The sequence below is a fragment of the Collinsella sp. SGI.241 genome, assembly GCF_050312955.1.
Classification (GTDB): Bacteria; Actinomycetota; Coriobacteriia; order Coriobacteriales; family Coriobacteriaceae; genus Collinsella.
Genome location: NZ_JBNPKM010000005.1, coordinates 128,723 through 152,297, shown reverse-complemented (window position 1 = coordinate 152,297; position 23,575 = coordinate 128,723). Strand labels below are relative to the sequence as shown.

Annotated in this window: 20 protein-coding genes and 1 riboswitch; of the genes, 13 read left to right on the top strand and 7 right to left on the bottom strand. The window is 60.1% G+C overall.

The window, feature by feature from the left end; all coding sequences use genetic code 11:
* Positions 1 to 94: 94 nt before the first annotated feature.
* The 3 genes from ACQQ92_RS03860 to ettA all read left to right on the top strand — a co-directional run bounded on the left by ACQQ92_RS03860 (position 95) and on the right by ettA (position 2,931).
* Entirely contained in the window at positions 95 to 373 is a 279-nt protein-coding gene (locus ACQQ92_RS03860) for an autorepressor SdpR family transcription factor (RefSeq protein ID WP_154517353.1), read from the top strand.
* Positions 366 to 1,067: an SdpI family protein gene (locus tag ACQQ92_RS03855; protein WP_427727826.1), complete on the top strand. Its 702-nt coding sequence runs from the start codon at positions 366 to 368 to the stop codon at positions 1,065 to 1,067. Before ACQQ92_RS03860 ends, ACQQ92_RS03855 begins: the two co-directional genes overlap by 8 nt.
* 184 nt (positions 1,068 to 1,251) lie before the next feature.
* On the top strand, positions 1,252 to 2,931 hold the full coding sequence (ettA, locus tag ACQQ92_RS03850; protein WP_055251458.1) for an energy-dependent translational throttle protein EttA: 1,680 nt from the start codon (positions 1,252 to 1,254) through the stop codon (positions 2,929 to 2,931).
* A gap of 59 nt (positions 2,932 to 2,990) precedes the next feature.
* On the opposite strand, the gene ACQQ92_RS03845 is transcribed toward ettA, so the two are convergent.
* Together ACQQ92_RS03845 and ACQQ92_RS03840 are read right to left on the bottom strand one after the other, a co-directional pair.
* On the bottom strand, positions 2,991 to 4,292 hold the full coding sequence (locus ACQQ92_RS03845; RefSeq protein ID WP_427795830.1) for a hypothetical protein: 1,302 nt from the start codon (positions 4,290 to 4,292) through the stop codon (positions 2,991 to 2,993).
* A gap of 138 nt (positions 4,293 to 4,430) precedes the next feature.
* Entirely contained in the window at positions 4,431 to 5,393 is a 963-nt protein-coding gene (locus tag ACQQ92_RS03840; protein ID WP_427794856.1) for a hypothetical protein, read from the bottom strand.
* 203 nt (positions 5,394 to 5,596) lie between these two features.
* Here ACQQ92_RS03840 and ACQQ92_RS03835 point away from each other — a divergent pair, with 203 nt between their 5' ends.
* The 4 genes from ACQQ92_RS03835 to ACQQ92_RS03820 all read left to right on the top strand — a co-directional run bounded on the left by ACQQ92_RS03835 (position 5,597) and on the right by ACQQ92_RS03820 (position 11,188).
* The gene (locus ACQQ92_RS03835; protein ID WP_427794857.1) at positions 5,597 to 7,576 is read left to right on the top strand and encodes an NAD(+) synthase; all 1,980 of its coding nucleotides are present in this window, start codon (positions 5,597 to 5,599) and stop codon (positions 7,574 to 7,576) included.
* A gap of 118 nt (positions 7,577 to 7,694) precedes the next feature.
* Complete coding sequence (locus ACQQ92_RS03830; protein WP_154517336.1) at positions 7,695 to 8,858, top strand: pyridoxal phosphate-dependent aminotransferase; 1,164 nt, start codon at positions 7,695 to 7,697, stop codon at positions 8,856 to 8,858.
* Between the two features lie 201 nt (positions 8,859 to 9,059).
* Positions 9,060 to 10,010 carry an L-lactate dehydrogenase gene (locus tag ACQQ92_RS03825; protein ID WP_427793888.1) on the top strand — a complete coding sequence of 317 codons (951 nt, stop codon included), beginning with the start codon at positions 9,060 to 9,062 and terminating at the stop codon, positions 10,008 to 10,010.
* Between the two features lie 173 nt (positions 10,011 to 10,183).
* Positions 10,184 to 11,188 carry a nucleoid-associated protein gene (locus ACQQ92_RS03820; protein ID WP_427747947.1) on the top strand — a complete coding sequence of 335 codons (1,005 nt, stop codon included), beginning with the start codon at positions 10,184 to 10,186 and terminating at the stop codon, positions 11,186 to 11,188.
* A 247-nt stretch (positions 11,189 to 11,435) separates the two neighbouring features.
* Here the strand turns inward: ACQQ92_RS03820 and dapD are convergent, their stop codons facing one another.
* The 3 genes from dapD to dapA are packed head-to-tail and all read right to left on the bottom strand — an operon-like array spanning position 11,436 to position 15,237.
* Complete coding sequence (gene dapD, locus ACQQ92_RS03815; RefSeq protein ID WP_427747945.1) at positions 11,436 to 12,155, bottom strand: 2,3,4,5-tetrahydropyridine-2,6-dicarboxylate N-acetyltransferase; 720 nt, start codon at positions 12,153 to 12,155, stop codon at positions 11,436 to 11,438.
* Positions 12,156 to 12,194: 39 nt separating this feature from the next.
* On the bottom strand, positions 12,195 to 12,935 hold the full coding sequence (gene dapB / locus ACQQ92_RS03810) for a 4-hydroxy-tetrahydrodipicolinate reductase (protein ID WP_427795829.1): 741 nt from the start codon (positions 12,933 to 12,935) through the stop codon (positions 12,195 to 12,197).
* The gene (gene dapA / locus ACQQ92_RS03805; protein ID WP_427718484.1) at positions 12,928 to 15,237 is read right to left on the bottom strand and encodes a 4-hydroxy-tetrahydrodipicolinate synthase; all 2,310 of its coding nucleotides are present in this window, start codon (positions 15,235 to 15,237) and stop codon (positions 12,928 to 12,930) included. Before dapA ends, dapB begins: the two co-directional genes overlap by 8 nt.
* Before the next feature lie 65 nt (positions 15,238 to 15,302).
* A riboswitch (Lysine riboswitch) is annotated at positions 15,303 to 15,471 on the bottom strand.
* A 144-nt stretch (positions 15,472 to 15,615) separates the two neighbouring features.
* On the opposite strand from dapA, the gene ACQQ92_RS03800 reads away from it, so the two are divergent.
* The 4 genes from ACQQ92_RS03800 to ACQQ92_RS03785 all read left to right on the top strand — a co-directional run bounded on the left by ACQQ92_RS03800 (position 15,616) and on the right by ACQQ92_RS03785 (position 19,510).
* Positions 15,616 to 16,803 (top strand): N-acetyldiaminopimelate deacetylase, encoded by a 1,188-nt coding sequence (locus ACQQ92_RS03800; protein WP_427795828.1) that lies wholly within the window; start codon positions 15,616 to 15,618, stop codon positions 16,801 to 16,803.
* Between the two features lie 224 nt (positions 16,804 to 17,027).
* Positions 17,028 to 17,570: a DUF4352 domain-containing protein gene (locus ACQQ92_RS03795; protein ID WP_427795827.1), complete on the top strand. Its 543-nt coding sequence runs from the start codon at positions 17,028 to 17,030 to the stop codon at positions 17,568 to 17,570.
* A 39-nt stretch (positions 17,571 to 17,609) separates the two neighbouring features.
* Positions 17,610 to 18,032 carry an XRE family transcriptional regulator gene (locus tag ACQQ92_RS03790; protein ID WP_154517313.1) on the top strand — a complete coding sequence of 141 codons (423 nt, stop codon included), beginning with the start codon at positions 17,610 to 17,612 and terminating at the stop codon, positions 18,030 to 18,032.
* 98 nt (positions 18,033 to 18,130) lie between these two features.
* On the top strand, positions 18,131 to 19,510 hold the full coding sequence (locus tag ACQQ92_RS03785) for a serine/threonine protein kinase (protein ID WP_427795826.1): 1,380 nt from the start codon (positions 18,131 to 18,133) through the stop codon (positions 19,508 to 19,510).
* A 37-nt stretch (positions 19,511 to 19,547) separates the two neighbouring features.
* On the opposite strand, the gene ACQQ92_RS03780 is transcribed toward ACQQ92_RS03785, so the two are convergent.
* On the bottom strand, positions 19,548 to 20,681 hold the full coding sequence (locus ACQQ92_RS03780) for a coiled-coil domain-containing protein (protein ID WP_427718477.1): 1,134 nt from the start codon (positions 20,679 to 20,681) through the stop codon (positions 19,548 to 19,550).
* A 234-nt stretch (positions 20,682 to 20,915) separates the two neighbouring features.
* Complete coding sequence (locus ACQQ92_RS03775; RefSeq protein WP_427795825.1) at positions 20,916 to 21,212, bottom strand: hypothetical protein; 297 nt, start codon at positions 21,210 to 21,212, stop codon at positions 20,916 to 20,918.
* Between the two features lie 257 nt (positions 21,213 to 21,469).
* Between ACQQ92_RS03775 and ACQQ92_RS03770 the strand changes: the two genes are divergently transcribed.
* Positions 21,470 to 22,726, top strand: a complete 1,257-nt coding sequence (locus ACQQ92_RS03770; protein ID WP_427795824.1) for an ATP-grasp domain-containing protein — start codon at positions 21,470 to 21,472, stop codon at positions 22,724 to 22,726.
* An 85-nt stretch (positions 22,727 to 22,811) separates the two neighbouring features.
* Complete coding sequence (locus ACQQ92_RS03765) at positions 22,812 to 23,558, top strand: aspartate/glutamate racemase family protein (RefSeq protein WP_427718469.1); 747 nt, start codon at positions 22,812 to 22,814, stop codon at positions 23,556 to 23,558.
* The last annotated feature ends 17 nt before the right edge of the window (positions 23,559 to 23,575 follow it).

The window sequence follows — 23,575 nt, the reverse complement described above, 5'->3', positions numbered from 1 at the left end:
CTATTTTTTTTTGAGTATAAGATTAGATAATTAGACAAACATTTAAATATCGAGTATAGTGTGCGCGTCGAACGAAATACTGAGAGGAGGTCCTATGCCGGGAGAGGGTTTTAAAGCGCTGGCCGATCCTACGCGGCGGCGCATTTTGGAACTACTACGCGAGGGCGACCGCACGGCCGGGGAGCTTGCCGAGCATTTTGACATCAGCAAGCCATCGTTGAGCCATCATTTGGCGACGCTCAAAAACGCCGGGTTGGTGACCGACGAACGTCATGGCCAAAACATCGTTTACAGCTTAAACACTACCGTCATGCAGGACTTGATCGGTTGGTTTATGGGCTTTACAAACACTGAAGGTGATAAGGATGAATAACGAAAACAAGGGCATTCACGCCACGGGGGTATCGCCACGCGTGTGGATCGCGCTGGTCGCTCTGTGCGTCGCCAATATCGTAGCGCACCTTATGGTGATGCCGAGCTTACCTGCGCAGATTCCCACACACTGGGGCGCGAACGGCGTTGACGGTTGGGGTCCCAGCTGGAAGGCCTCCGCGCTCGGCGTGCTGCCCCTGGTGCTTCTCGCAATGTTCTGCGTGGTGCCGCGCATCGATCCCAAAGGTGAGGCATATCGAACCTCGGGCAAGTTCTATCAGGGCTTCGTAATCGCCTTCACCCTGTTCATGTGCGCCATAAGCTGGCTGGGAGAGCTTACGGTCTGGGGCGTGGTGCCGGCGGTCGGTTCGGTCAACGCGCTGATTTCTGGTGCTGTCGGTTTGCTGTTCATTGGCGTAGGCAACTACTTGCCGCGTGTGAAGCAGAACTATACGCTCGGTATCAAGACGCCCTGGGCGCTTGCCGATCCCGAGAACTGGCGCCGTACGCAGCGCTTTGGCGGTGCCTGCTTTATGGTGCTGGGTGTTGGTCTGATTGTGATGGGCGTTGCGGGTAGCGTGCTTTCAAGTGAAGTTGTCGCCGCGGTGATTGCGGTTCTGGCGTTTGGTTCGGTCGGAGTCGTCTACGTCTACTCGTATCTGCTGTGGCGCAAATCGCAGCGAGCCGCTCGTTAAGGTTGCGGAAAACTAGCGTACGCAGTTCATAGTATGTTCCGGGGGACTTTTCCCAGGTAGTATTAGGGGGTATGGGCAACCGTGCCCCTTTTTCGTTACGTTTTAGAGCTGGTTTTCTCATCTCGTTTCCACTAAAGCGAAACAAGAATAGGGAAACAGCAGGTAGAAAGGATAAAACAGGTAAATGGCGGAGTTTATCTACCAGATGTATCAGGCTCGCAAGGCTCATGGCGACAAGGTGATCCTTGACGACGTGACCCTGAGTTTCTACCCCGGTGCCAAGATCGGCGTCGTGGGCCCCAATGGTATGGGCAAGTCGACCCTGCTCAAGATCATGGCCGGCATCGAAGAGGTCTCCAACGGCGATGCCAGACTTACCCCTGGCTACACCGTGGGTATCCTGCAGCAGGAGCCGCCGCTCGACGACGACAAGACCGTCATCGAGAACGTGCGCATGGCATTTGGCGACATGATCGCCAAGGTCGATCGCTTCAATAAGATCGGTGAGGAGATGTGCGACCCGGACTGTGACATGGACGCCCTCATGGCCGAGATGGGCAAGCTCCAGGACGAAATCGATGCCGCCGATGGCTGGGATATCGATTCCAAACTCGGCCAGGCTATGGATGCCCTGCAGCTGCCCGATTCCGACATGCCGGTCAACGTGCTTTCCGGCGGCGAGCGCCGTCGCGTGGCCCTGTGCAAGCTGCTGCTCGAAGCTCCCGACCTGCTGCTGCTCGATGAGCCCACCAACCATCTGGACGCCGAGTCGATCCTGTGGCTCGAGCACTTCCTGCACAACTACCAGGGCGCGGTGCTTGCCGTCACACACGATCGCTACTTCCTGGATAACGTTGCCGAGTGGATCTGCGAGGTCGACCGTGGTCACCTCTATCCCTACAAGGGCAACTACTCCACGTATCTGGAGACCAAGGCCGCGCGTATCGAGGCTCAGGGTAACCGCGACGCCAAGCTCGCTAAGCGCATGGAGGCCGAGCTCGAGTGGGTACGCTCCAGCCCCAAGGCCCGTCAGGCCAAGAACAAGGCCCGTCTGGCTCGCTATGAGGAGATGGAGGCCGAGGCCCGCGCAAGCCAGAAGCTCGACTGGACCGATATCCGCATCCCTGTGGGCCCACGTCTGGGCAACAAGGTGCTCGAGGCCCATCACCTGCACAAGGAGTTCGACGGTCGCGTGCTCATCGACGACCTATCGTTCACCCTGCCGCGCAACGGCATCGTGGGCGTCATCGGCCCCAACGGTGTGGGCAAGACCACGCTGTTCAAGACCATCGTGGGCCTGGAGCCGCTGACTTCGGGCGAGCTCGAGGTGGGCGAGACCGTCAAGATTTCTTACGTCGACCAGAACCGCTCCGGCATCGACCCCGACAAGAACCTGTGGGAGGTCGTCTCGGATGGCCTGGACCACATGATGGTCGGCGAGACCGAGGTTCCCAGCCGCGCGTACGTGGCGAGCTTTGGCTTTAAGGGCCAGGACCAGCAGAAGCGCGCTGGCGTACTTTCCGGTGGCGAGCGCAACCGTCTGAACTTGGCGCTTACGCTCAAGCAGGGCGGCAACCTGCTGCTCCTCGACGAGCCCACGAACGACCTCGACGTCGAGACGCTGTCCTCGCTCGAAGCGGCGCTGCTCGAGTTCCCGGGCTGCTCGGTGGTCATTAGCCACGACCGTATGTTCCTGGACCGCGTCGCCACGCACATTCTGGCGTGGGAGGGCACCGACGAGAATCCGGGCAACTGGTATTGGTTTGAGGGCAACTTCGAGGCCTATCAGGCCAACCGCATCGAGCGCCTGGGTGAGGACGCAGCCCAGCCGCATCGTATTCACCGCAAGCTGACGCGTGATTAGTCGAGCTCAGGTGACCTAACGAGAAAGGGACGATAACCTTGAGGGTTATCGTCCCTTTTTTACTTGGTAGAAGGCTCGACTTTATCGATAGTCCAGGTGGCGCCGAGGCCGCCGGTGGTGTTGCGGCGGATGCGCACGGTGACTTCGTGGCGCTCGCCGGCCTGCGTGTAGCGCAGGGGGAAGCTTGCGCGGTTTCGCGCGGCCTCGATGGTACCGCGCTCGCGGGCGATCCAGTAGTACTCGCCGACGATGCCGAGCGTGTCGGCGCCGTAGGGGAGATAGGTCGACAGCTGGTGTAGCAATGGGCCGGGACAGAAGACCTCGGTTGTGAAATCGACGGGGAAGTCCTCGGGGATGGTCGGTGCTGCGGGTGTGGTGACAGGTACTGCAACGGGGAGCGGAGCCGGTGCAGGTGCGGGAATCTGGTCACAGGCAGATGCGGATGCGGACTCGATGGCAGGCTCAGGCGCTGTTTCCGGCTTAACTGCGAAATCCGTCGGTTCCACAGAGACGGACGTGTCTGCGGTCTCGGTTTTGGTATCGGCTCGCGGGGCATTCTCTGCCTCGACAGATGGCTTTGCCTCGGCTGGCGTGGAGGCCATGGTGGTGATGCCGGCGTTTGCGTTCTCGGGGTCATAGACGACCGTGAGCGAGATGGCGGGCTGCGGCGTCTCGGGCTCTGGCGTCGACTCGGTAGCGTCTTGATCGTCGGGCTCGTCGGACTGATCGTCCTCGGCCTCGTCGCCAAAGACATCGCTGTTTTGGAACGCAGACGTCTCGGGTTGGTTGGCGGCTTCTTCGGTTGTCGACTTGGGAGCCTCGTCGAGCTCCGCAGTGGCTTCCTGCTCTGATATGACTTCGGGATCGGTCGTGGCGGCGATTTCGGTTTCGGCTCCTGCTGTTACCTCAATAGCGACTTCGATCTCTGTCTCGGGCTCGGGTTCCGGTACGGCTTCGGCCACGGGCTCGGGCTCGGGACGCTTAACGTGCTTGGGACGCACGGCCTTGAGGTCCTTCTCGCCGCGCTTTTTCTTTTTGTAGGACTGCTTGGCTCCCTTGGCAGCCTTGGGCTTGTCCTCGCCCTTGGCAAGGGCGGCATCCCAGGCTTCGTTGGCGATGACGGTGGCATACAGACGGCCGCCCTTAAAGACGGTCAGCTTAATGCAGTCGTCGAGCTCCTCGAGCAGCTCGCGCGTGGACTCGAAGCCCAGGTCATAAGCGGCCATGTCACCAGCGGCGAGCGCCTCCTCGACCTGCGTCATAAACGTTTGCTTGCCGCACCCAATCGCGTCGCGCAGCAGGCGATACAGATAGATGTGGTTGCCCAGCGATAGTGCGGGCTTAACTATTGTCTTGCTCATGGCAAATCTCCTCTATACACACCAAAGCATCTTACCATCGCATGGGGCTTGCCATCTCGTCGCCCAAGGCAAACGGGCGCGACCGTTGCCGGTTCGCGCCCGTTATGCAGGTCGGTTATCTATGAGAGGCAAACGTGCTTAGTTGCCCGATGCCGTGCCTTGGCTCGAGCTGTCAGATGGCGTGCCGGACGCGGATCCGCTCGAACTGTTCGAACTGTTCGAGCTATTGGTGTTGCTGTTGTCGGTGGAGCTTGTGCCCGATGTATTGCCGTTTGCCTGGTCGCCCGTGCTCGGTTGAGAGCCGTCGGTCGTTTGGCTTGAGTCAGTCGTGCCGGATTGCGTGCCGCTGTTGTTCACAGAGGAATCGGCGCCCTGCGATTGATCGGGGGTGTTCGAGGACGAGTCGGTGGATGCGGAGGTGTCCTGCGAGTCGTCCTGCTGGCTTTGCGATTGACCGGAGCTATCCGCGTCGTGCTCGGTCGTGCGCGACGAAAGGATTGACTCGGGGCGCTCGCCCAGACCTTCACCGGCGGTGGTGATAAGGATGGCGCCGGCGCAGGCGATGACCGCGACGATGGCGATGGCGATCGAGAAGACGATGACCTTCTTTTGCGTCTGGCTGCGCTCTGCCGCCGCCTTGGCACGCAGACTGTTGGGGGCGACGCGCGCCGTGGTCGCGCGCCCCGCAACCTGGCGCATCTCCTGCGTAGTCGCGGCGCCGCCCAGGTGCTCCTCGGCATTAAGGTCAACGGGCTCATAGGCGCCGGCAGGGTAGTCGACGGCGGCGTGCGTACCTTTGAGGGCTTCGGCGCTGGCAGAGATAAAGTGGCGGTAGACCTGCGAGGACACAACGGTGATGACCGAGCTCACGGCGGCACCGATCACCGATCCGGCGATGCCGATCTTGGAAGCAAGTGCGACGCTCGTGGCGGCAGCTGCGGCGCCGGCGATGATTTGGGGAATGGAAATGTCGTCGAACAGGCCCTTTTTGGGCGCGATGGCCATGGTCTGTCCGATGGAATGGTTTTCGTGAACGCCGTTGTTGAGCGCGGCCGGTGTCATGACGCGCGTGCGCGGCGCGTCGGTGTACTTGGTTGTCATACGGGGCCCTCCCGGTGTAAATCTGCTTCGTTTCGTGTAGCCATCAGGGTACCCACCAGATGTGAATCGTACGTGACATTTAACAGATACCATCAACTCATCAATAGCTCACCAAATTGGTGGGATGCGGTTACACCCGGCGGTTGAACTACAATAGGGCTTGCTAATTGTTGTGAATGGCGTCTACGCACGGGAGCATTCTTATGAATCTTCACCTTTCTCAGTCTGATGGCTTTTTGCGTGTGGCGGCGGCCTCGCCGCGAATTCGCGTGGCCGATGTCGAGGGCAATGCCGAGGTTGCGCTGGCGGCTGTTCGCGAGGCGGTCGAGCGCGGTGTCCGTGCTCTGGCACTGCCCGAGCTTAATCTGTGCGGCTATACCGCGGCTGATCTGTTCCATAACCGCACATTACTGCATACCTGCGAGACCGCACTGGCACATATTCTCGATGAAACCCGCGAGCTGCCGATTGTCTTTACCATCGGTCTTCCCGTTGCGGTGGCCGAGAATATCTACAACTGTGCCGCCGTGTGCTGCGCGGGCGAGCTTTTGGGCCTCACGGCCAAGAAGTATCTGCCCAACTATGGCGAGTTCTATGAGCGCCGTTGGTTTGCTCCGGCGCCCGCCGATTCCGTGTGGGTTGAGTTTGCCGGTCAGGGTCCGGTTCCGCTGGGTTCGGGGCTTGTCTACCGCTGCTGTGATGAGGGCGCCGAGGATTTGGTACTCGGTATTGAGGTCTGCGAGGACCTGTGGGTGCCGGCGCCCCCTTCGACCGAGATGGCGCTTGCCGGTGCGACGGTGATCCTCAATCCGTCGGCCTCGGACGAGATTATCGGTAAGGCAGACTATCGCCGCAGCCTCATCTCCAATCAGAGTGCGCGCCTGTACTGTGCCTATGCCTACGCGGACGCGAGCGAGGGCGAGTCCACGACCGATATGGTCTTTGCGGGCGAGAACCTCGTCTACGAAAACGGTTCGAAGCTCGCCGCCACGAAGCTCCTCACCTGCGATATGGCGGTGGCCGACGTTGACCTCGACCGTCTGGTTGCCGAGCGTCGTCGTTCGACCACGTGGACGCGCGCGGACGATGCGCCGGAGGCCACAGCCGTTGAGTTTTCGTTTGAGGGCGTGCTGGCCGAAGAACCTGTCCTGCGCGATGCGCTCGACATCGACCGTGTCTTCCCCCGCGCGCCCTTTGTGCCGGCCGACCATGGTGACCTGGCCGGGCGCTGCGAGACGATCCTCAATCTGCAGACTGCCGGCCTCAAGACTCGCCTTGCCCATACGGGTACCAAGGCTGCAGTCATTGGTCTTTCGGGCGGCCTGGATTCCACGCTGGCACTGCTTGTGACCGTGCGTGCCTTCGATGCACTGGGACTGCCGCGCACGGGTATCACAGCCGTGTCCATGCCCGGCTTTGGCACGACGCGTCGCACCAAGTCCAATGCCGAGTCGCTCGCTCGCGACCTGGGCGTGAGCTTCCGCGAGGTTTCGATCCACACGGCCGTGGAGCAGCACTTCAAGGACATTGAGCATGATCCGGCCGTCCAAGACGTGACCTACGAGAACAGCCAGGCCCGCGAGCGTACGCAGATTCTGATGGATCTGGCCAACCAGGCCGGCGGTTTTGTCATCGGCACGGGCGACCTGTCAGAGCTGGCGCTCGGCTGGGCTACCTATAACGGCGACCACATGAGCATGTACGCCGTCAACGCGAGCGTGCCCAAGACGCTTGTGCGCCATCTGGTACGTTATGCCGCCGATGTCTTTGGCGGGCGTATTGCCGAGGTCTTGCTCGATATCCTCGATACGCCGGTGTCCCCCGAGCTTCTGCCGCCCACGGGCGACGGTGAGATTGCGCAGAAGACCGAGGATTTGGTGGGCCCGTACGAGCTGCACGATTACTTCCTCTATTACCTGCTGCGTTTTGGCTTTGAGCCGGGCAAGATCTACCGTATGGCGCTCAAGAGCTTTGAGGGTGTCTATGACGCCAAGACCGTCCACACGTGGTTGCGTACGTTCTATCGTCGCTTCTTTGCCCAGCAGTTTAAGCGCAGCTGTCTGCCCGATGGTCCCAAGGTGGGCTCGGTGACGCTCAGCCCGCGCGGCGATTGGCGTATGCCGAGTGACGCCAGCTCGCGTCTGTGGCTTGCGCGGATCGACGCGCTCAATCCAATTGACTAAGGTTGGCTAAATTGAACCAATACGGGGGTTGCAAGCGTTACACTTTTGCAATCTGATGGCCCGTATCGCGCGGCGCTCTTGTCGGAGCGCCGTATTTTTTATATCGAAAGGTGGCACCATGCAGGCATCGCAGCGTCTCGACCGCTTTGGCGCGGAGGTCTTCGCCTCGCTCAACAACAAACTTCTTGCGCTGAAGGCTCAGGGCAAGACCATTTACAACATGAGCGTGGGCACGCCCGACTTTAAGCCGTACGACCACGTGGTCGAGGCGCTCACGCAGGCCGCCCAAAATCCCGAGATGTGGAAGTATTCCCTGCGCGACCTGCCCGAGCTTAAGCAGGCCGTGTGCGATTACTATGAGCGTCGCTTTGGCGTTTCGGGCATTACGCCGTCCATGGTGCAGTCGTGCAACGGCACGCAGGAGGGCGTGGGTCATTTGGGCCTGGCCCTGCTCGATCCGGGTGACACCATTCTGGTTCCCGATCCGTGCTATCCGGTCTTTGAGGCGGGCGCCAAGATCGCCGACGCCAAGCTCGAGTACTATCCGCTGGTGGCGGAGCACAATTACCTGCCCTATGTGGCGGGCATCGATCCCGAGGTGGCCGATCGTGCCAAGTACATGATCGTGTCGTTGCCCGCCAACCCGGTGGGCTCGGTGGGCACGCCCGAGGTCTACGAGGAGATTATCGCCTTCGCCCGCGAGCACGACCTGCTGATCGTCCATGACAACGCGTACTCCGACATCGTGTTTGACGGCGAGCCCGGCGGCAGCTTCTTGCAGTATCCCGGCGCACTCGAGGTGGGCGTGGAATTCTTCTCGCTTTCCAAGTCGTTTAACGTCACCGGTGCGCGCATCGGCTTTTTGGTCGGCCGTGAGGATGTGGTCTCTGCCTTTGCCAAGCTGCGCAGCCAGATCGACTTTGGCATGTTCTTCCCGATTCAGAAGGCCGCCATCGCCTGCCTCAATGGTCCGCGCGATGAGGTCGAGGCGCAACGTCTGAAGTACCAGGAGCGCCGCGATGCCCTGTGCGACGGTCTTGAGGACCTGGGCTGGGAGCGTCCCAACGCGCATGGCTCTATGTTTGTGTGGGCCAAGCTTCCCGGTGGTCGCACCGATTCCATGGCGTTTTGCGAGGAGCTTATGGAGAAGGCCGGCGTTGTGGTGACGCCGGGCGCGAGCTTTGGCCCTTCGGGCGAGGGGCACGTGCGCATGGCGCTGGTCCTGCCGCCCGATCAGATCGCTCTGGCTGTCGAGGCCATCCGCGAGGCGGGCCTGTATTAGAAGACTATTCGGGCTCGTCAATAGCTCGAAACCGATTTCGTGCAGTTATTTTACGAATCCTGCAAACAATTTCGGTAAACGGTCGATTTTTGGCTGCGTATAGGAGCATAATCAAAGTCCCGATTGGATGTATTGGGATTACGGCAAGCCGTTCGGGTCGTTCCCGGGCGGCTTGTTTGTGGAGAGAGATGGGAGTTTCTAATGGTTAACGAGAAGAAGGTCGCTATTGTCGGCTGCGGTTTCGTCGGTTCGTCTTCGGCGTTCGCGCTGATGCAGAGTGGTCTGTTCTCCGAGATGGTTCTCATCGACGTGGACAAGAACCGCGCCGAGGGCGAGGCCCTGGATATTGCGCACGGCATGACGTTTGCCGAGCCGATGAAGATCTACGCCGGCGATTATTCTGATGTCGCCGACGCCGCCATGATCGTCGTCACCGCTGGCGCTGCTCAGAAGCCCGGTGAGACCCGCCTGGACCTGGTCAACAAGAACGTCAGCATCTTTAAGTCCATTATTCCCGAGATTAAGAAGTCTGGCTTCGACGGCATTCTGCTCATCGTCTCCAACCCGGTCGACGTTCTGACCTACGCCGCCATCAGGATGTCCGGTCTGCCCGAGGGCCATGTCATCGGCTCCGGCACCGTGCTCGACACCGGCCGTCTACAGCAAATGCTCGGCGCCCACGTCGAGGTTGACCCGCGCGACGTTCAGGCCTATGTCATGGGCGAGCACGGCGACTCCGAGTTTGTCGCCTGGTCCAGCGCTCAGGTTGCCGGCGTGCCGCTGAACACCTTCTGCGAGCTTCATGGCCACCTGGAGCATGAGGCTGCCGAGAAGCGCATTGCCGAGGACGTCAAGAACTCCGCCTACACCATCATCGAGAAGAAGCACGCCACCTACTACGGTGTCGCTATGGCAGTAAAGCGCATCTGCACTGCCGTCATGCGTGACGAGCAGACCGTTCTGCCCGTCTCCTCGCTCATGGTGGGCGAGTACGGCCTGTCCGATCTGGCCATCTCCATGCCGACGGTCGTTGGTCGCGACGGTGTCGTCTGCCGCGTTCCCGTGCCGCTGAACGATGACGAGCAGCATGAGCTCACTGTCTCCGCAAAGGCCCTCAAGGACATTATCGACAGCGTCGACTTTTCCTGCTAAATCAAGCTCGCTAGAGCGAAAAGCTACAACGAAGGCGTCCGGGCCCATGTGACCCGGACGCCTTTTTGATGCATTGGGAACAGGTCGCTTTGCATCAATCTTCGATGCGCCTGGGGCGGACTCGACCGCTATACTGGTTCGTGCCAAAAGCGATCTAGAACGGAATGCCGTATATGAAAATCAATCACGCGATTCTGCATATCCTGGACTTTGACTCTGCCGTCAACGTCATGAGCCAGCGCGAGCTGGATATCGAAAGCCGTACCGTGCGCAGCTTTGTGACCACGCATCTGCGCCGCGCACGTACCTCGGCCGACAATAAGCGCGCCACGTTTGCGGAGAACTCTGCGTTTGGCGGCGAGCTCAAGGGCTATTTCTTTGGTGAGCGTGAGTTCGTGGACTTGTCTCAGCAGATTGCGGAGTTCATCTCTTCCGAACTCACCAAGGCCGAGAAAGCCGAGTCCACTGACGTGCTTGTGGCGGACTTTGACGATGATGAAGATGCCCGCTGGTTTGCCGTGATGCTGCTGGGCTCCAAGCAGGCATTCATGCACGAGGTGGGTCGCGAAGAGGGCGAGGTTCGTAACGACATCGCGCGCCACTACGCCATTTTGCCAAACCCCTCGCAAAAGGTGCCGAGCTATGCCATCGTGCGTGCAAGCACCATGGAGATCGGCTATGTGGATAAGAAGCGCAAGATTGCCGGCGAGGATCGCATGCTCATTCCCGACGGCTTGCTGCAGTGCGACACGGGGGTTTCGGGTAAGGAGGTCATCGACACGGTGACGCGCGTGGTCGAGGAGGTCGCCGAGGAGCACGGCGCCAACACGGCCGTAGCGCTCGCCAAGGTCAAAGCCGCCGTTGCCGAGAAGGTTGAAGACGACGAGGAGCTGCCGCCTTGGGATATCGTCGATGAGGTCTTTGAGGACGAGCCGGTCATCAAGGAGAGCGTGCGTGCGGCGCTGACCGAGGAGAAGGTGCCCGAGCGCGTGCCCGTGGAGCGCAAGCAAGTCGAGCGCGCGGCCGTACGCAATCACAAGATTCGTACCGACACGGGCATCGAGATCAGCTTCCCGGTCGAGATGGGTTCGAACTCCGAGTACATCGAGTTTGTCAACGAGCCCAACGGCCTCATCTCCATCGAGCTCAAAAACATCGGCAGCATCGAGAATCGATAGGTTGCGTTGCGCCTACAGCGGGAAAGCAAAGGCCGAAGCCCTGGATGGGGTTTCGGCCTTTTTTGCTTGGGGCTGAATTGCACTGCAGGTTGAGCATAAGTCAGCGAAAACGACCCAGAGCGAGCAAGGTGACGTGAAAGAGGAGGGCATTGACCTTCTGGCCATGCCCGACAATTGAACGTCAGATTGCCGCTCTGGGTCGTTTGGAGCGTCGAGCCGTTACGCGGTTTGGTAAAACCGCGTAACCCTACAGCTGGCGCAGGCCTTCCTCGAGACCGGTCTTGCTGTCGGTCTTCTCGTCGCGCATCTTGATAACGCGAGCGGGGACACCGGCCACGACGGCGCCGGCGGGGACGTCCTCGACGCACACGGCGCCGGCGGCAACGACAGCACCCTTGCCCACGCGCACGCCTTCCAGGACCACAGCATTGGCGCCGATCATAACGTCGTCCTCGATGATGACGGGGGTGGCGCTGGCGGGCTCCACGACGCCTGCCAGCACGGTGCCGGCGCCGATGTGGCAGTTCTTGCCCACGGTGGCGCGACCGCCCAGCACGGCGCCCATATCGATCATGGAGCCTTCGCCAATGACGGAGCCGATGTTGATGATGGCGCCCATCATGATGACGGCACGGTCGCCGATCTCGACGCGGTCGCGGATGATCGCACCCGGCTCGATGCGGGCGTTGATGCCCTTGAGGTCGAGCATGGGCACGGCGGAGTTGCGGCAGTCGTTCTCCACATCGTAGTAGTCGATGGAATCGACGTTGGCGTCGAGGATTGCCTTGAGCTCATCCCAGTCGCCAAATACAGTCTTGCCACGGCGGCCGCCATAGACATGCGCACTGCCCCACTGGACCTTCATGCCCGGCTTTTCGCGCACGTACAGCTTGACGGGCGTCTTCTTGGGCGCGGTGGCGATATAGTTGATAATCTCCTGTGCATCCATTTCGGCTGCGTTGCTCATTTGCGGTCTCTCCTTTGGGTGGATCCGGTTGATACCTGGTTAGGCAAACATGACCTGGTCGAACGTATAGAAGCCGGGCTCGCGGGTGACGAGCTTCTGCGCGGCTGCCAAGGCGCCGTTGACAAAGATCTGACGACTCGTGGCGCGATGCGCGAGCGTGACCTCCTCGTCCTGGCCAAAGAAACTCACTTCGTGCACGCCGGCGACAGTGCCACCGCGCAGCGAGTGCACGCCGATCTCCTTGGGGTCGCGCGCTCCGCACATGCCCTCGCGGCCATAGACGGGGTGGTAGCCTGCCTCGGGCTCGGCTTCGACGACGGCGTCGAGCAACAACTTGGCAGTGCCGCTAGGGGCGTCGACCTTTTGGTTGTGGTGCGTCTCGACGATTTCGCAGTCAAAGCCGGGCAGCTCTCGCGTGGCCTGTGCCACCAGATGACGCAGGGCTGCGATACCGATGGAGTAATTGCCGGAGTGCATGACGCGGGTGCACTGACCCAGCTCGCGCAGGCGATCCATCTGCTCGGACGTATAGCCTGTGGTGCCCGAGACCAACGCCGCGCCCGTGCGCTCGACATAGGCGACGACGGCGTCGAAGGTCGCAACGTTCGAGAAGTCGATGATGACGTCGGCCGCCGGAGCGTTCTCGAGCTCTGACAAGTCGAAGCCGATCTGGGCGACGATGTCAAAAACGGGCTCTCCGGCAGCGTCGACAATACCCTCGGCGGTAGTGCGGATGAGCGAGCCCATGCGGCCCGTTCCCATAATGACGGTCTTAATCAAGCAGACCAGCTCCCTTCAGAGCATCGGTAAGTGCGGAGCGCGTGTCGTCTGCCATGGGGCACAGCGGCATGCGGTAGTTTGCCTCGATCATACCCATCTGGGCGAGCGCTTCCTTGACGGGGATGGGGTTGACCTCACTAAAGAGGGCATTGATGAGCGGCTGGCCGGCAATCTGGATATCGCGGGCACGTGCCACGTCACCGTCCAGATAGGCGCGGCACATGTCATGTACGAGCTGCGGCTGCACGTCGGCCCACACGCTGATGGTGCCCGAAGCACCCAGGCTCATGAGCGGCACGGTGAGCGCGTCCTCGCCCGAGTACATGCGGAAGTCGTCGGACAGCAGGTGGGCGATCTTGGCAGCGTAGGCGACGTTGCCCGAGGCTTCCTTAATACCCATGATGTTGGGGTGCGCGGCCAAGCGCTCCACGTTGCGCTCGCTGATGCCGCAGCCACAGCGGCCGGGGATGTTGTACAGGATGCAGGGGATGTCTACGGCATCGGCGACGGTCTTAAAGTGCTGGTAGATACCCTCTTCGTTGGATTTGTTGTAGTAGGGGGTAATGAGCAGCAGGCCGTCGGCTCCCAAGCCCTGGTAAGTGAGCGACTTGGTGAGCATGGTCTGCGTGGAGTTGGAGCCCGAGCCGGCGATGACGGGGACGCGTCCTGCAACTTGCTTGACCACCGCGGCGACAACGGAGTTGTCCTCGTCGTCGGTCATCGTGGCGCTCTCGCCGGTGGTGCCCAGGGCGAGGATGGCGTCGGTGCCATTTTGCAGGTGGAAATCGATAAGGCGCTCGAGCGCATCAAAGTCGACACTGCCGTCCTTTTTAAACGGCGTAACCAGGGCGACGATTGAGCCCTCGAGATTGCGGATGTCCATGTTCTTCTCCTTCGCTTCGGCGATCTGGATGCGCTTGTTCCATTGGGCGGCGACTGCCAGGCGCTCGTCTTGGGCGCGGCGGCGGGCACTTTCGGCGCGCGACTTGGCCAACAGTTCTCGGCCGCACGGCAGCACGTCGAGCGTGGCAAAGTAATCGCCCGGGCGCTCGGCGCGGCGGATGAGGTCGGCCGCGCCATCGGGGCGCAGCAGGACCTCGGCGGAGCGCAGCCGTCCGTTGTAGTTGTAGCCCATGGAGTAGCCATGCGCACCGGTATCGTGGATTACAAGCAGGTCGCCCATGTCGATATGCGGTAGCTCGCGATCGATGGCGAACTTGTCGTTGTTCTCGCACAGATTGCCCGTGATGTCATAGGTGTTCGTGACGGGCGCTGTGCCCTTGTCGGCGCCGCCCGGCTGACCCATCACCGTAATGTGGTGGTAGGCACCATACATGGCGGGGCGGATCAAATCGACGGCGCTTGCATCGACACCGATATAGTCCTTGTAGATCTGCTTCTCGTGGATGGCCTTGGTGACCAGGCAGCCGTAGGGGCCCATCATAAAGCGGCCCATCTCGGTGTAGATTGCCACATCGCCCATGCCTGCGGGGACCAGGATCTCGTCGTATGCCGCGTGCACTCCCTCGCCGATGGCGTGAATGTCGTTGGCCTGCTGCTCGGGCAGGTAGGGGATGCCGACGCCGCCGGATAGATTGATGAAGGCGACGTGTGCGCCGGTCTCGCGCTCCAGGCGCACGGCAAGCTCAAAGAGGATGCGCGCGAGCTTGGGGTAGTAGTCGTTGGTGACGGTGTTGCTGGCAAGGAAGGCGTGGATGCCAAAGTCCTCGGCACCCTTGGTCTTGAGCATACGGAAGGCCTCGAAGAGTTGCTCGGTGGTCATGCCGTATTTGGAGTCGCCGGGGTTGTCCATGATGCCGTTGGAGAGCTGGAACAGGCCGCCCGGATTAAAGCGGCAGCTGACCGTCTTGGGGATGGGTCCCGCAACACGCTCAAAGAACTCGATGTGGCTGATGTCGTCAAAGTTGACGATGGCACCCAGCTTGTCGGCGAGCTCAAAGTCCGCAGCCGGCGTGTCGTTGGACGAGAACATGATGTCGTGTCCCGTGATACCCAGAGAGCGGGCGATCATGAGCTCGGTATAGCTCGAGCAATCGCAGCCGCAGCCGTATTCGTTGAGAATGGAGATGAGTGCCGGGTTGGGGTTGGCCTTGACGGCAAAGTATTCCTTAAAGCCCGGGTTCCACGCAAAGGCGTCGCGCACCTCTTGCATGTTGCGGCGGATGCCCGCCTCGTCGTATAGATGAAACGGCGTGGGGAACTGCTCGACGATATGCTCGAGCGTCTCCTTGTCCACAAACGGCTGCTTGGCCGCATATGCCTCGTTGGGGGTCAATGCCATGTCCCGTAAACCTCGCTATCCAGACGGCGCCATCTGCGCATCGAATCCGCATAGCGTGGACCCAATGTCCGGATAGCGCTCCCGCATTGCTGCAGACAGTCCTGTGGGTGTTTCCCACAGGCCCACCAGGTTGTTCGTGCCCGAAAAACCCAGTTCGGCGGGTTTCGCCTCCCCGCGGGGTCAAAGCCTGCCGGCTCGCCCGCGGCTCTTCGTGCCCGCGCCTCTATCAAGTGGTAAAGACCCTATCACGTTGCACTTTACCAAACAAGAGTATTCGTATATAACGTTTAAAAAATGCAGGGATATGCTGGAAACATGTGCGCCACAATCCTGTATCACAATAAGTTGCAACAGATGTGCCTCACGAAGGGATCCTCTATGACCGAGCTCCAAGAACTCCGTCGCTATCGGCGCGATCTCCATCGCATTCCGGAGCTCGATTTCGATCTTCCGCAAACCATTGCCTATATCGAGGGCGTGCTGGCACCGCTCACCTGCGAAGTGACCCATCCGTGCCCCAGCTGCGTCTGCGCTTTCTTCGACGCCGGCGTTGATGCCGCGCATGCCACGGCGATTCGCGCCGATATGGATGCGCTGCCCATTGAGGAGGCGACAGGGGCGGCCTTTGCCTCGACCCATCCCGGCAAGATGCACGCTTGCGGACATGACGGTCACATGGCCATGGCACTTGCCGCCGCGACGTATGTCGACCGTACGATTCGCGAGCAGCCGGGCGCCATGAGGCGCAACGTGCTCTTTGTGTTCCAGCCGGCCGAGGAAACGACCGGTGGTGCCAAGACGGTATGCGAGAGCGGCGTGTTCGAGCGCTATGGGGCCGACCGCATTTTTGGCTTCCATGTGTGGCCCGATCTGCCTGCCGGCGCGTTGGCGAGCTGTTCCGGTCCGCTGCTGGCGCGTTCGAGCGAGACGCATATCTATATTCACGGTACGAGCATCCATATTGCTAAGACCTATGGCGTGCCGGTCGAGGAGTCGCACGATGCCGCGTTGGCGGCAGCGAAGTTTTTGGTTGCCGAGCGCGAGCTGATGGACGAGCTGGGCACCGACGAGCCCTGTATCGGCAAGTTTGGTCTGCTGCAGGCCGGTACGGTTTGCAACGCGGTGGCGGGGGAGGCCCATGTGGCCGGAAGCCTGCGTGTGTTTACGGACGACATGTTCGACCGGGCGCGCGAAGGCGTGCGCCGCGTGCTGGACGATGCCTGTGCCGCAACGGGCTGCACGTACGATCTCGACTTTGCCGAGGGCTATCCGCCGGTCGACAACGACCCCGAGTTGTTTGCCAGCGTCACGCCTGTCTTGCCCGGCCTGCAGCTTGTGGAGGAGCCGCTGTTAATTGCCGAGGACTTTGCGTTCTATCAGCGCCATCTGCCGGGCGTGTTCTTCTTGCTGGGCACGGGCGTGCCGGAGGGTCAAGAAAACCCGATCGACGCAGACGGCTGCCCAGCTTATGCGATGAGCGCCCTTCACACCGATACCATGCTCTTTGACGAGGAAATCCTACTCAAGGGCCTCGATGTCTACAAACGATTGCTTGGCTTGGGGTGACGATGGAACGACGCCGACAGTCTGCCATATATAGTCCTGGTGGGTGCGGGTGCGGGTTGATGCACTGCCAGCAGACGGTCGCGCAAAGTGCGTTTGCCCGGCGTTTGGATAACTGCATTGGCCGTTTACCGCGGCCTTAGCTCTCAGCTAATGAATTCAAGTTTAATCCTTCCTACGATGTGCTGTGTACCGGCGCGGTAGCCGGATCGTAGGAAGGATGCATAATGAAAAAGCTCGAAAACGAAGTGCTGCTGAGCCGTCGCGCTGCACTTGGCGCATTCGCCACCGTCGCCTTGGGGACTGCCGGTCTTCTTGCCGGTTGTGGTAGCGATAAGGCGACCGTCACCGAGGACGCTGGCGATGGCGACAAGAAGGAAGAGGCGAAGAAGGAAGAGCAGCCTACGACTGACCTGGCGGTTGGCACGACGGTGACCACAGCTGCCGGTCTTTCCGTCGTTGTCGATTCCGTCCAGCCCGGCCTTACAAATTATGACGGTTCGACCATGACGGGCATTCACGTCACGTACGTCAACAATGGCGATGAGGGCGCAGATTACAATGTCTACGACTGGAAGGGCGAGGACGCCAACGGCGCCCAACAGAATCAGGGTTACTACAGCGAGGGCTCCGATGAGCTGCAGTCTGGTACCCTTTCCGCCGGTGGCTCCGTGGCGGGCAATATCTACTTTGATGGCGATATCAAGAAGGCACTGTATTTTGCCAACATGTTTGATAAGTCTGCCACTGCAAGCTGGGTGCTGGCCTAGCATGTCGCTACCGTTGCGCCGGATGGGAGGTGAAGTCGTATGCCCGATAAAAAGCTGACTGAGGAGTTGCTCAATGAGCTTCTCGATGCGCCGAACATCGATGGCTATATCAGGGAGCACGACTTTGCCGCCCCGTCGCTTTCGGATTACCTGAAGCAGCTACTGCAGGAAAAGGGCTTGGAGCGCTCGCGCGTGGTTCGTATGGCCGATCTCAATGAGACCTTTGGCTATCAGATCTTTACCGGTGCGCGTCATCCGAGTCGCAATAAGGTGCTGCAGATTGCCTTTGCGATGGCGCTGACGCTCAAAGAGACCAACCGTGCGCTGACGGCTGCCGGGGTAAGCGTCCTTAACTGCAAGGACCGCCGCGATGCGATTATCATCTTTTGCATCGATCGCGGGTGCAGCCTCCAAAAGGTCAACGAGGAGCTGTATCGCTTTGGCGAGGAGACGGTGAATTAGCCGCTGATATCTGAGCCGGCGGAGCTGTCGAACAACGATGCAAACGAACGGGGCGCGGATGCCATGGGGTGTCTGCGCCCTGCGCTATGATGGAGGCTATGGATACTCAGACCCCAACATATTCCAATGACGAGCTGACCGCAGCGCTTGCCGAGCACCTGGCGTCGCTCGATCGCGACGACAGCTATCGCGTGGAGCGTGTACTTAAGCGCTCGTCCGTTGAAACAACCGAGCTCGTGTACTTTGAAGGAACCGGCGGTGGTTCGCTCGGTCCCTTTGTCCGTAAACGCATCGATGCTTCGGCTCAAATCGGCGGGGCATACGAGCGTCTGTTTGCCGCTCAGCGGGCAGGCAGGCGTTTTGAGCACCTGCCCAGAATCGTCGATTGTCGTCGTGCGGGCGACGAGCTCAACGTGGTTATGGAATATATAGAAGGGGAGACACTCGGGGCACTGGTGGACCGTCTGGGATCCGCTCCCGATTATGCGCGTGAATTGTATCCTGTCCTTTGCGACGCCGTGGGCGAGCTCCATGCCGGTTTTGCAATGGCGGGGGAGGCTTCGGCGCCGGTGATCCATCGCGACCTCAAGCCGTCGAATATCATCGTGACAGGTGCCAACTATACGCCTGATGACGGCCTGACGTTTTCATCGCTGGTGATTATCGACTTGGGGATCGCGCGCGTGTGGCGCGATGGCGCCGATGCCGATACTGTCAAGTTTGGGACACGGCCCTATGCGCCGCCCGAGCAGTATGGGTTTGGACAGACGAGCGTGCGAAGCGACGTCTACGCACTCGGTGCCCTGCTGTTCTTCTGCTTGACGGGAGTCGACCCTAAACCAGGGCTCGACATGCGCGAGCAATGCGAGGTGCGCGGCATTCCCACTCCACTTGCCGATGTCGTTTGCATGGCGATGGCGCTCGATCCGGCCAAGCGCTTTGCGAGTGCGGAAGCGTTGGGACGGGCGACGCGCGCGGCATACGATCTGAGTCGCCCCGTGCGGCCTCCTGCGCCTGCGCCTGTCCGTACTCCGGCCTCGGAGACGTTGTTGACGCCCCAAGGGCTCCAGAACCCCGCAAGGCTTCCTAGGCCTGCCACCTCCGCTGCATGCGGTCTGCTCTCTCGCGTTCCGGAGTCCCTGGGGCGCATTTGGAATACGCTCGTCTGCTTCTCGCTGCTTGTGTTCTTTGCCGGAAGTCACTTTGCCGTCTTTCAACCCACGGGAGCAAACCAAAGCTACCCGACGTGGCTTCTCATAATCGAGTATTTTTTCTTTGTCGATGGCCTTATGGCGCTTACGCATTTTGCGGTGCTCGATAAGCGCCGTCTACGTCGGCGATTCGCACTGCTCGACAGTTATCGCGGCAAGAAACTCGCGAAACTCTGGCTCAAGGCATTGGGTGTGCTGCTCCTATGCATGATCGTCATAGTCGCGGTTGCCAATGCGACCGGCGTCGTCGATACCTCCGCTACCTAATAGAAAAGGGCCCCATTGGGGCCCTTTGCAGTTGCACTTAGATGCGGTTCATCTGAGCGGCGACTTTGTTGTACCAGTCCTGCCACGTGGGTGGGCAGTACTTTTTGGCCGCAGCCGGGGTAAGGGTGGAGCCGTAGTTGGCGCCCAGATAGGCAACGTGAGCGAAGATGCCCTCGCTCCAGCTGCCAAAGCTGCGCCAACCGCCGCCACGTGCACTCCAGCCCCAGGCGTTGTAAGAATTGGCGCAATAAGCACCCTTGGTGCTCTCGATGCAGGCGATGGCGGGGGACCAACGGGGGTCGACACCGGTATTCCAAGCGGCGACGGCAAAGTTATAGCCCTGGCCTGCCATAGGGGAGCCGGCGAGGTAATTGTCGATGCGGCTCGTCCACTCATTAATGAACGAATCGTAATCGGAACTACCGGTGTTGGCGTTGTTCACCGTGGTGTCGATGGTGGTGTTGGCGTTGGTGGCCTGGCTGCTGGAATTGCTGCCGCTCACGCCCTCGCCCGAGAGCTTCTCGGCGGCAGCGGCCTTATCGGCCTCAAGCTTGGCAAGCTCGGCGGCATTTTCCTGCTCGGCTTTTGCCTGTGCCTCGCTGCGGAGCTGCTGGGCCTGCGCCAGCGCATCCTCGGCGTTTTTCTGCTCTGCCTCAAGCTGAGACTTGGCCTGCTGGAGCTCGGCCTTGTTCTGCTCGAGTTCGGTTTGCATGTTATTGAGCTCTTCGATCTCGTCGACGCTCGAGCTTGTGATCTGGTTGGTGTATTTGCAGGTCGTGATGAATTCACCCAGGCTCTGTGCGTTGACCAGGAAGCTCACGATGGGGTTGGTGCCCTTCTGGTACTTGTACAGATCGCGCATGGCGGTGCATGCCTTTTCCTGCTGATCGGGAAGCTTCGCCTCGATCTTTTCGATACTTGCCTCGTTGGCGTCAATCTGCTTCTGCAGATCGCCGAGCTTGGTGCGGGCATCGTTGTAGGCGCTCGTGGCGGCTTCGATCTTCTGCTGGGCGGCGGCAAGCTGATCCTGCGTTGCCTGCGAGGCGGCATACGCCGCGACGGGGGAGAGCATCGGCGTGGCCGTCAACGCAACGGCGAGCGCGGCGCTCGTGATGATACGAGCCGGCTTCGACGCGATGAGCGCTGCGGTGCGATGATTCGAATGCTGCATCCAGTCCCTCTGCAATCAATCGTAGGTTATTGTTCCTCAGGTATTCTACTACTGCTTTCGACCTCAACTTGAACCTTAAAGGTTTTAAAGGGTCAAGTTGAACTTGAGACTTTGGCCTTGACCTGCGGGAATGGTGAATTGTTGAGAAACCATAGAGTTCAACTTTAACGTTACGGGGGCCTGTTTGGGACGGGCTTTGGACTGTGAAAGCTATCTCAACGTTGGGGTTTGTGGCTATAAGGTCCCATTGCGGCGAGCTTGCCCTACTTCGTTGAGCGCCTGGGCGGGGGTGAACGAACAGGTGCCGTCGCCGAGTTTGATTACCCTGATGTTGTCCCCGGCGTGGGCATCGGAGACGAGGCCAAACTGCTCGATGGCGGTATCGTGTCCGCCGGCGACGGGCGTCTTGCGCGTGCCTTTGTGCGCCGATGTATTGATGGAGGTGATGTAGGCGGCACCGTCGTAAGCGTCGTTTGCGGTGCGCAGAGGAGCAGTCGCTTGCGCGCTGCGCCAACTCGCGTTTTGCGGCATCGAGGATGGGGTTATCGATTGGAAGGTCCTGGAGCACGCGTGCGCCTTTCACTCGGGGGTATCAATATGCTGAACCCTACAACAACGGTGGGTTCATTGCCGTTGGTCATACGGCGGTGAGTGCGGCCTTCATGCTGGATAATTGCGTTGATTGTCATAGATACAGTGGAGCTTTAGGAGGAAACGGTCCGGCACGCTAAAATAAACGGGTTGCATAAAGACCGCCCGTCGTGGGCAGTTCTAGATAGGAAGTTTCCATGGCATTGCAGTTTACAGAGCGCGAGTTTATCCCCGTGCTGCTCGGCGGCGACATCAACGCCTATTCGGTGGCGCGCGCCTTTTACGAGGAGTATCAGGTCAAGAGCCTGGTCTTTGGCAAGTACCAGACCGGTCCTGCGTACCGCAGCCAGATTATCGACTACACGCCCAATGTTGATATCGACACCATGCCGGTCATGATCGAGACCATTAACGGTGTCGCGCAGGCCAATCCCGATAAGAAGATTATTCTCATGGGCTGCGGCGACAACTATGTCGCGCTTGCCGCACAGGCTCAGGACGCCGGCGAGCTCGCCTCAAACGTCATCGCGCCCTATGCGCCCTACAGCATGCTCGAACAGTGCCAGAAGAAGGAAATCTTCTACGAGCTGTGCGAGAAGCACGGTGTTCCCTATCCGCATACGTTTACCTTTACCATGGCCATGCTCAACGCCCAGGGCGAGGCTCCTGCCGAGGTGCTCGACCAGATCGATTTTCCCTTCCCGATGATTCTGAAGCCTTCCGACGGCATCATGTGGTGGGAGCATGAGTTCGAGGGCCAGAAGAAGGCCTACGAGATCGCCGATCGCGCCGAGCTGGAGCAGGTCATTCGCGATGTATATGCGAGTGGCTACACCGATGATCTGATCCTGCAGGATCGCGTGCCCGGCAACGACGAGTACATGCGCGTGCTTACCAGCTATTCCGACCGCAACGGCAAGGTGCGCATGATGTGCCTGGGCCACGTGCTGCTCGAGGAGCACCAGCCTCACGGCGTTGGCAACCACGCCTGCATCATCACCGAGCCCAATGACGAGCTCATGGGCGGCGTGCGCAAGTTGCTCGAGGACCTCAAGTTTACGGGCTTCTCAAACTTTGACGTCAAATACGACAAGCGCGACGGTTCGTTTAAGTTCTTCGACTTCAACACTCGTCAGGGCCGCAGTAACTACTACGTCACCAACAGTGGCTTTAACGTTGCCAAGTACGTAGTGGACGAGTATGTGTACAACCGCCCGTTTGAGCCCGAGTTTGTGACAGCGCAGGACGAGGCGCTGTGGATGGTTGTCCCCATGGGCGTGGTCGATAAATACGTTAAGGATCCCGAGCTACGCGCTAAGGCGCATCGCCTGGTCAAGGAGGGTAAGGCCGCCGACCCCTCGTTTATGAAGGGCGACTTTGTCTTTAACCGCTGGCTGCGCATGTGGCACACCAAGCTGCGTCACTTTAAGCTGTTTAAGACGTATTACAAATAGGATGAACGTCGCGCCCGCCCGGTTTGTATCGGACGGGCGCGGGTATGATACGCGCAATGGTGCGAGCGTCACCAAGGAGGCGGCGATGGAAAAGCTGGGAGTTATCGGCGGTATGGGCGCCGAGGCCACGTCGTATTACTACGACCAGGTGGTGCGTCACACGGCGGCTGCCCGCGACCAGGAACATATTGACATGGTGGTGCTCTCTAAGTCGACCATGCCCGACCGCACGCTGGCCATTAAGACCGGCGACCATACCGAGCTGCTGGCGACCATGAAGGAATGCGCGCAGGCGCTCGAGACGCTGGGCTGCGCGCACATTGCCATTCCCTGCAACACGTCGCACTACTTTTACGATCAGATTCAGTCGTTTACCAAGGTGCCGATTATTCACATGCCGCGTGAGTCGGTGCGCTATGCCCTGGCGGGCGCGGTGATGGGGGAGTGCGAGTTTGACCCCAACCTGAGCATGCCGTCCGAGCCGGTGCGCAAGATCGGCATCATGGGCACCGACGGCACCGTGGGTGCAGGCGTCTATGGGCGCGAGTGCGAGGCCGCGGGCGTCGAGGTCGTCTATCCCAGCGAGAAGCGCCAGGCCGATGTAATGTCGCTGATTTATGATGATGTGAAGGCCGGACGCGAGCCCGATATGGACAAGTTCGATCGCGTGATGTGGGAGTTTGCCCGCAGCGGCTGCGACCGCGTCATTCTGGCCTGCACGGAGCTTTCGGTGCTGCAAAAGTATCGCGAGATGCCCGAGATCACCCTCGACGCCATGGACGTTTTGGTACGCGAGTCCATCATCCGCAGCGGCGCCCCCTACCGCCTGTAGCCCTCGACCTGCCAAAA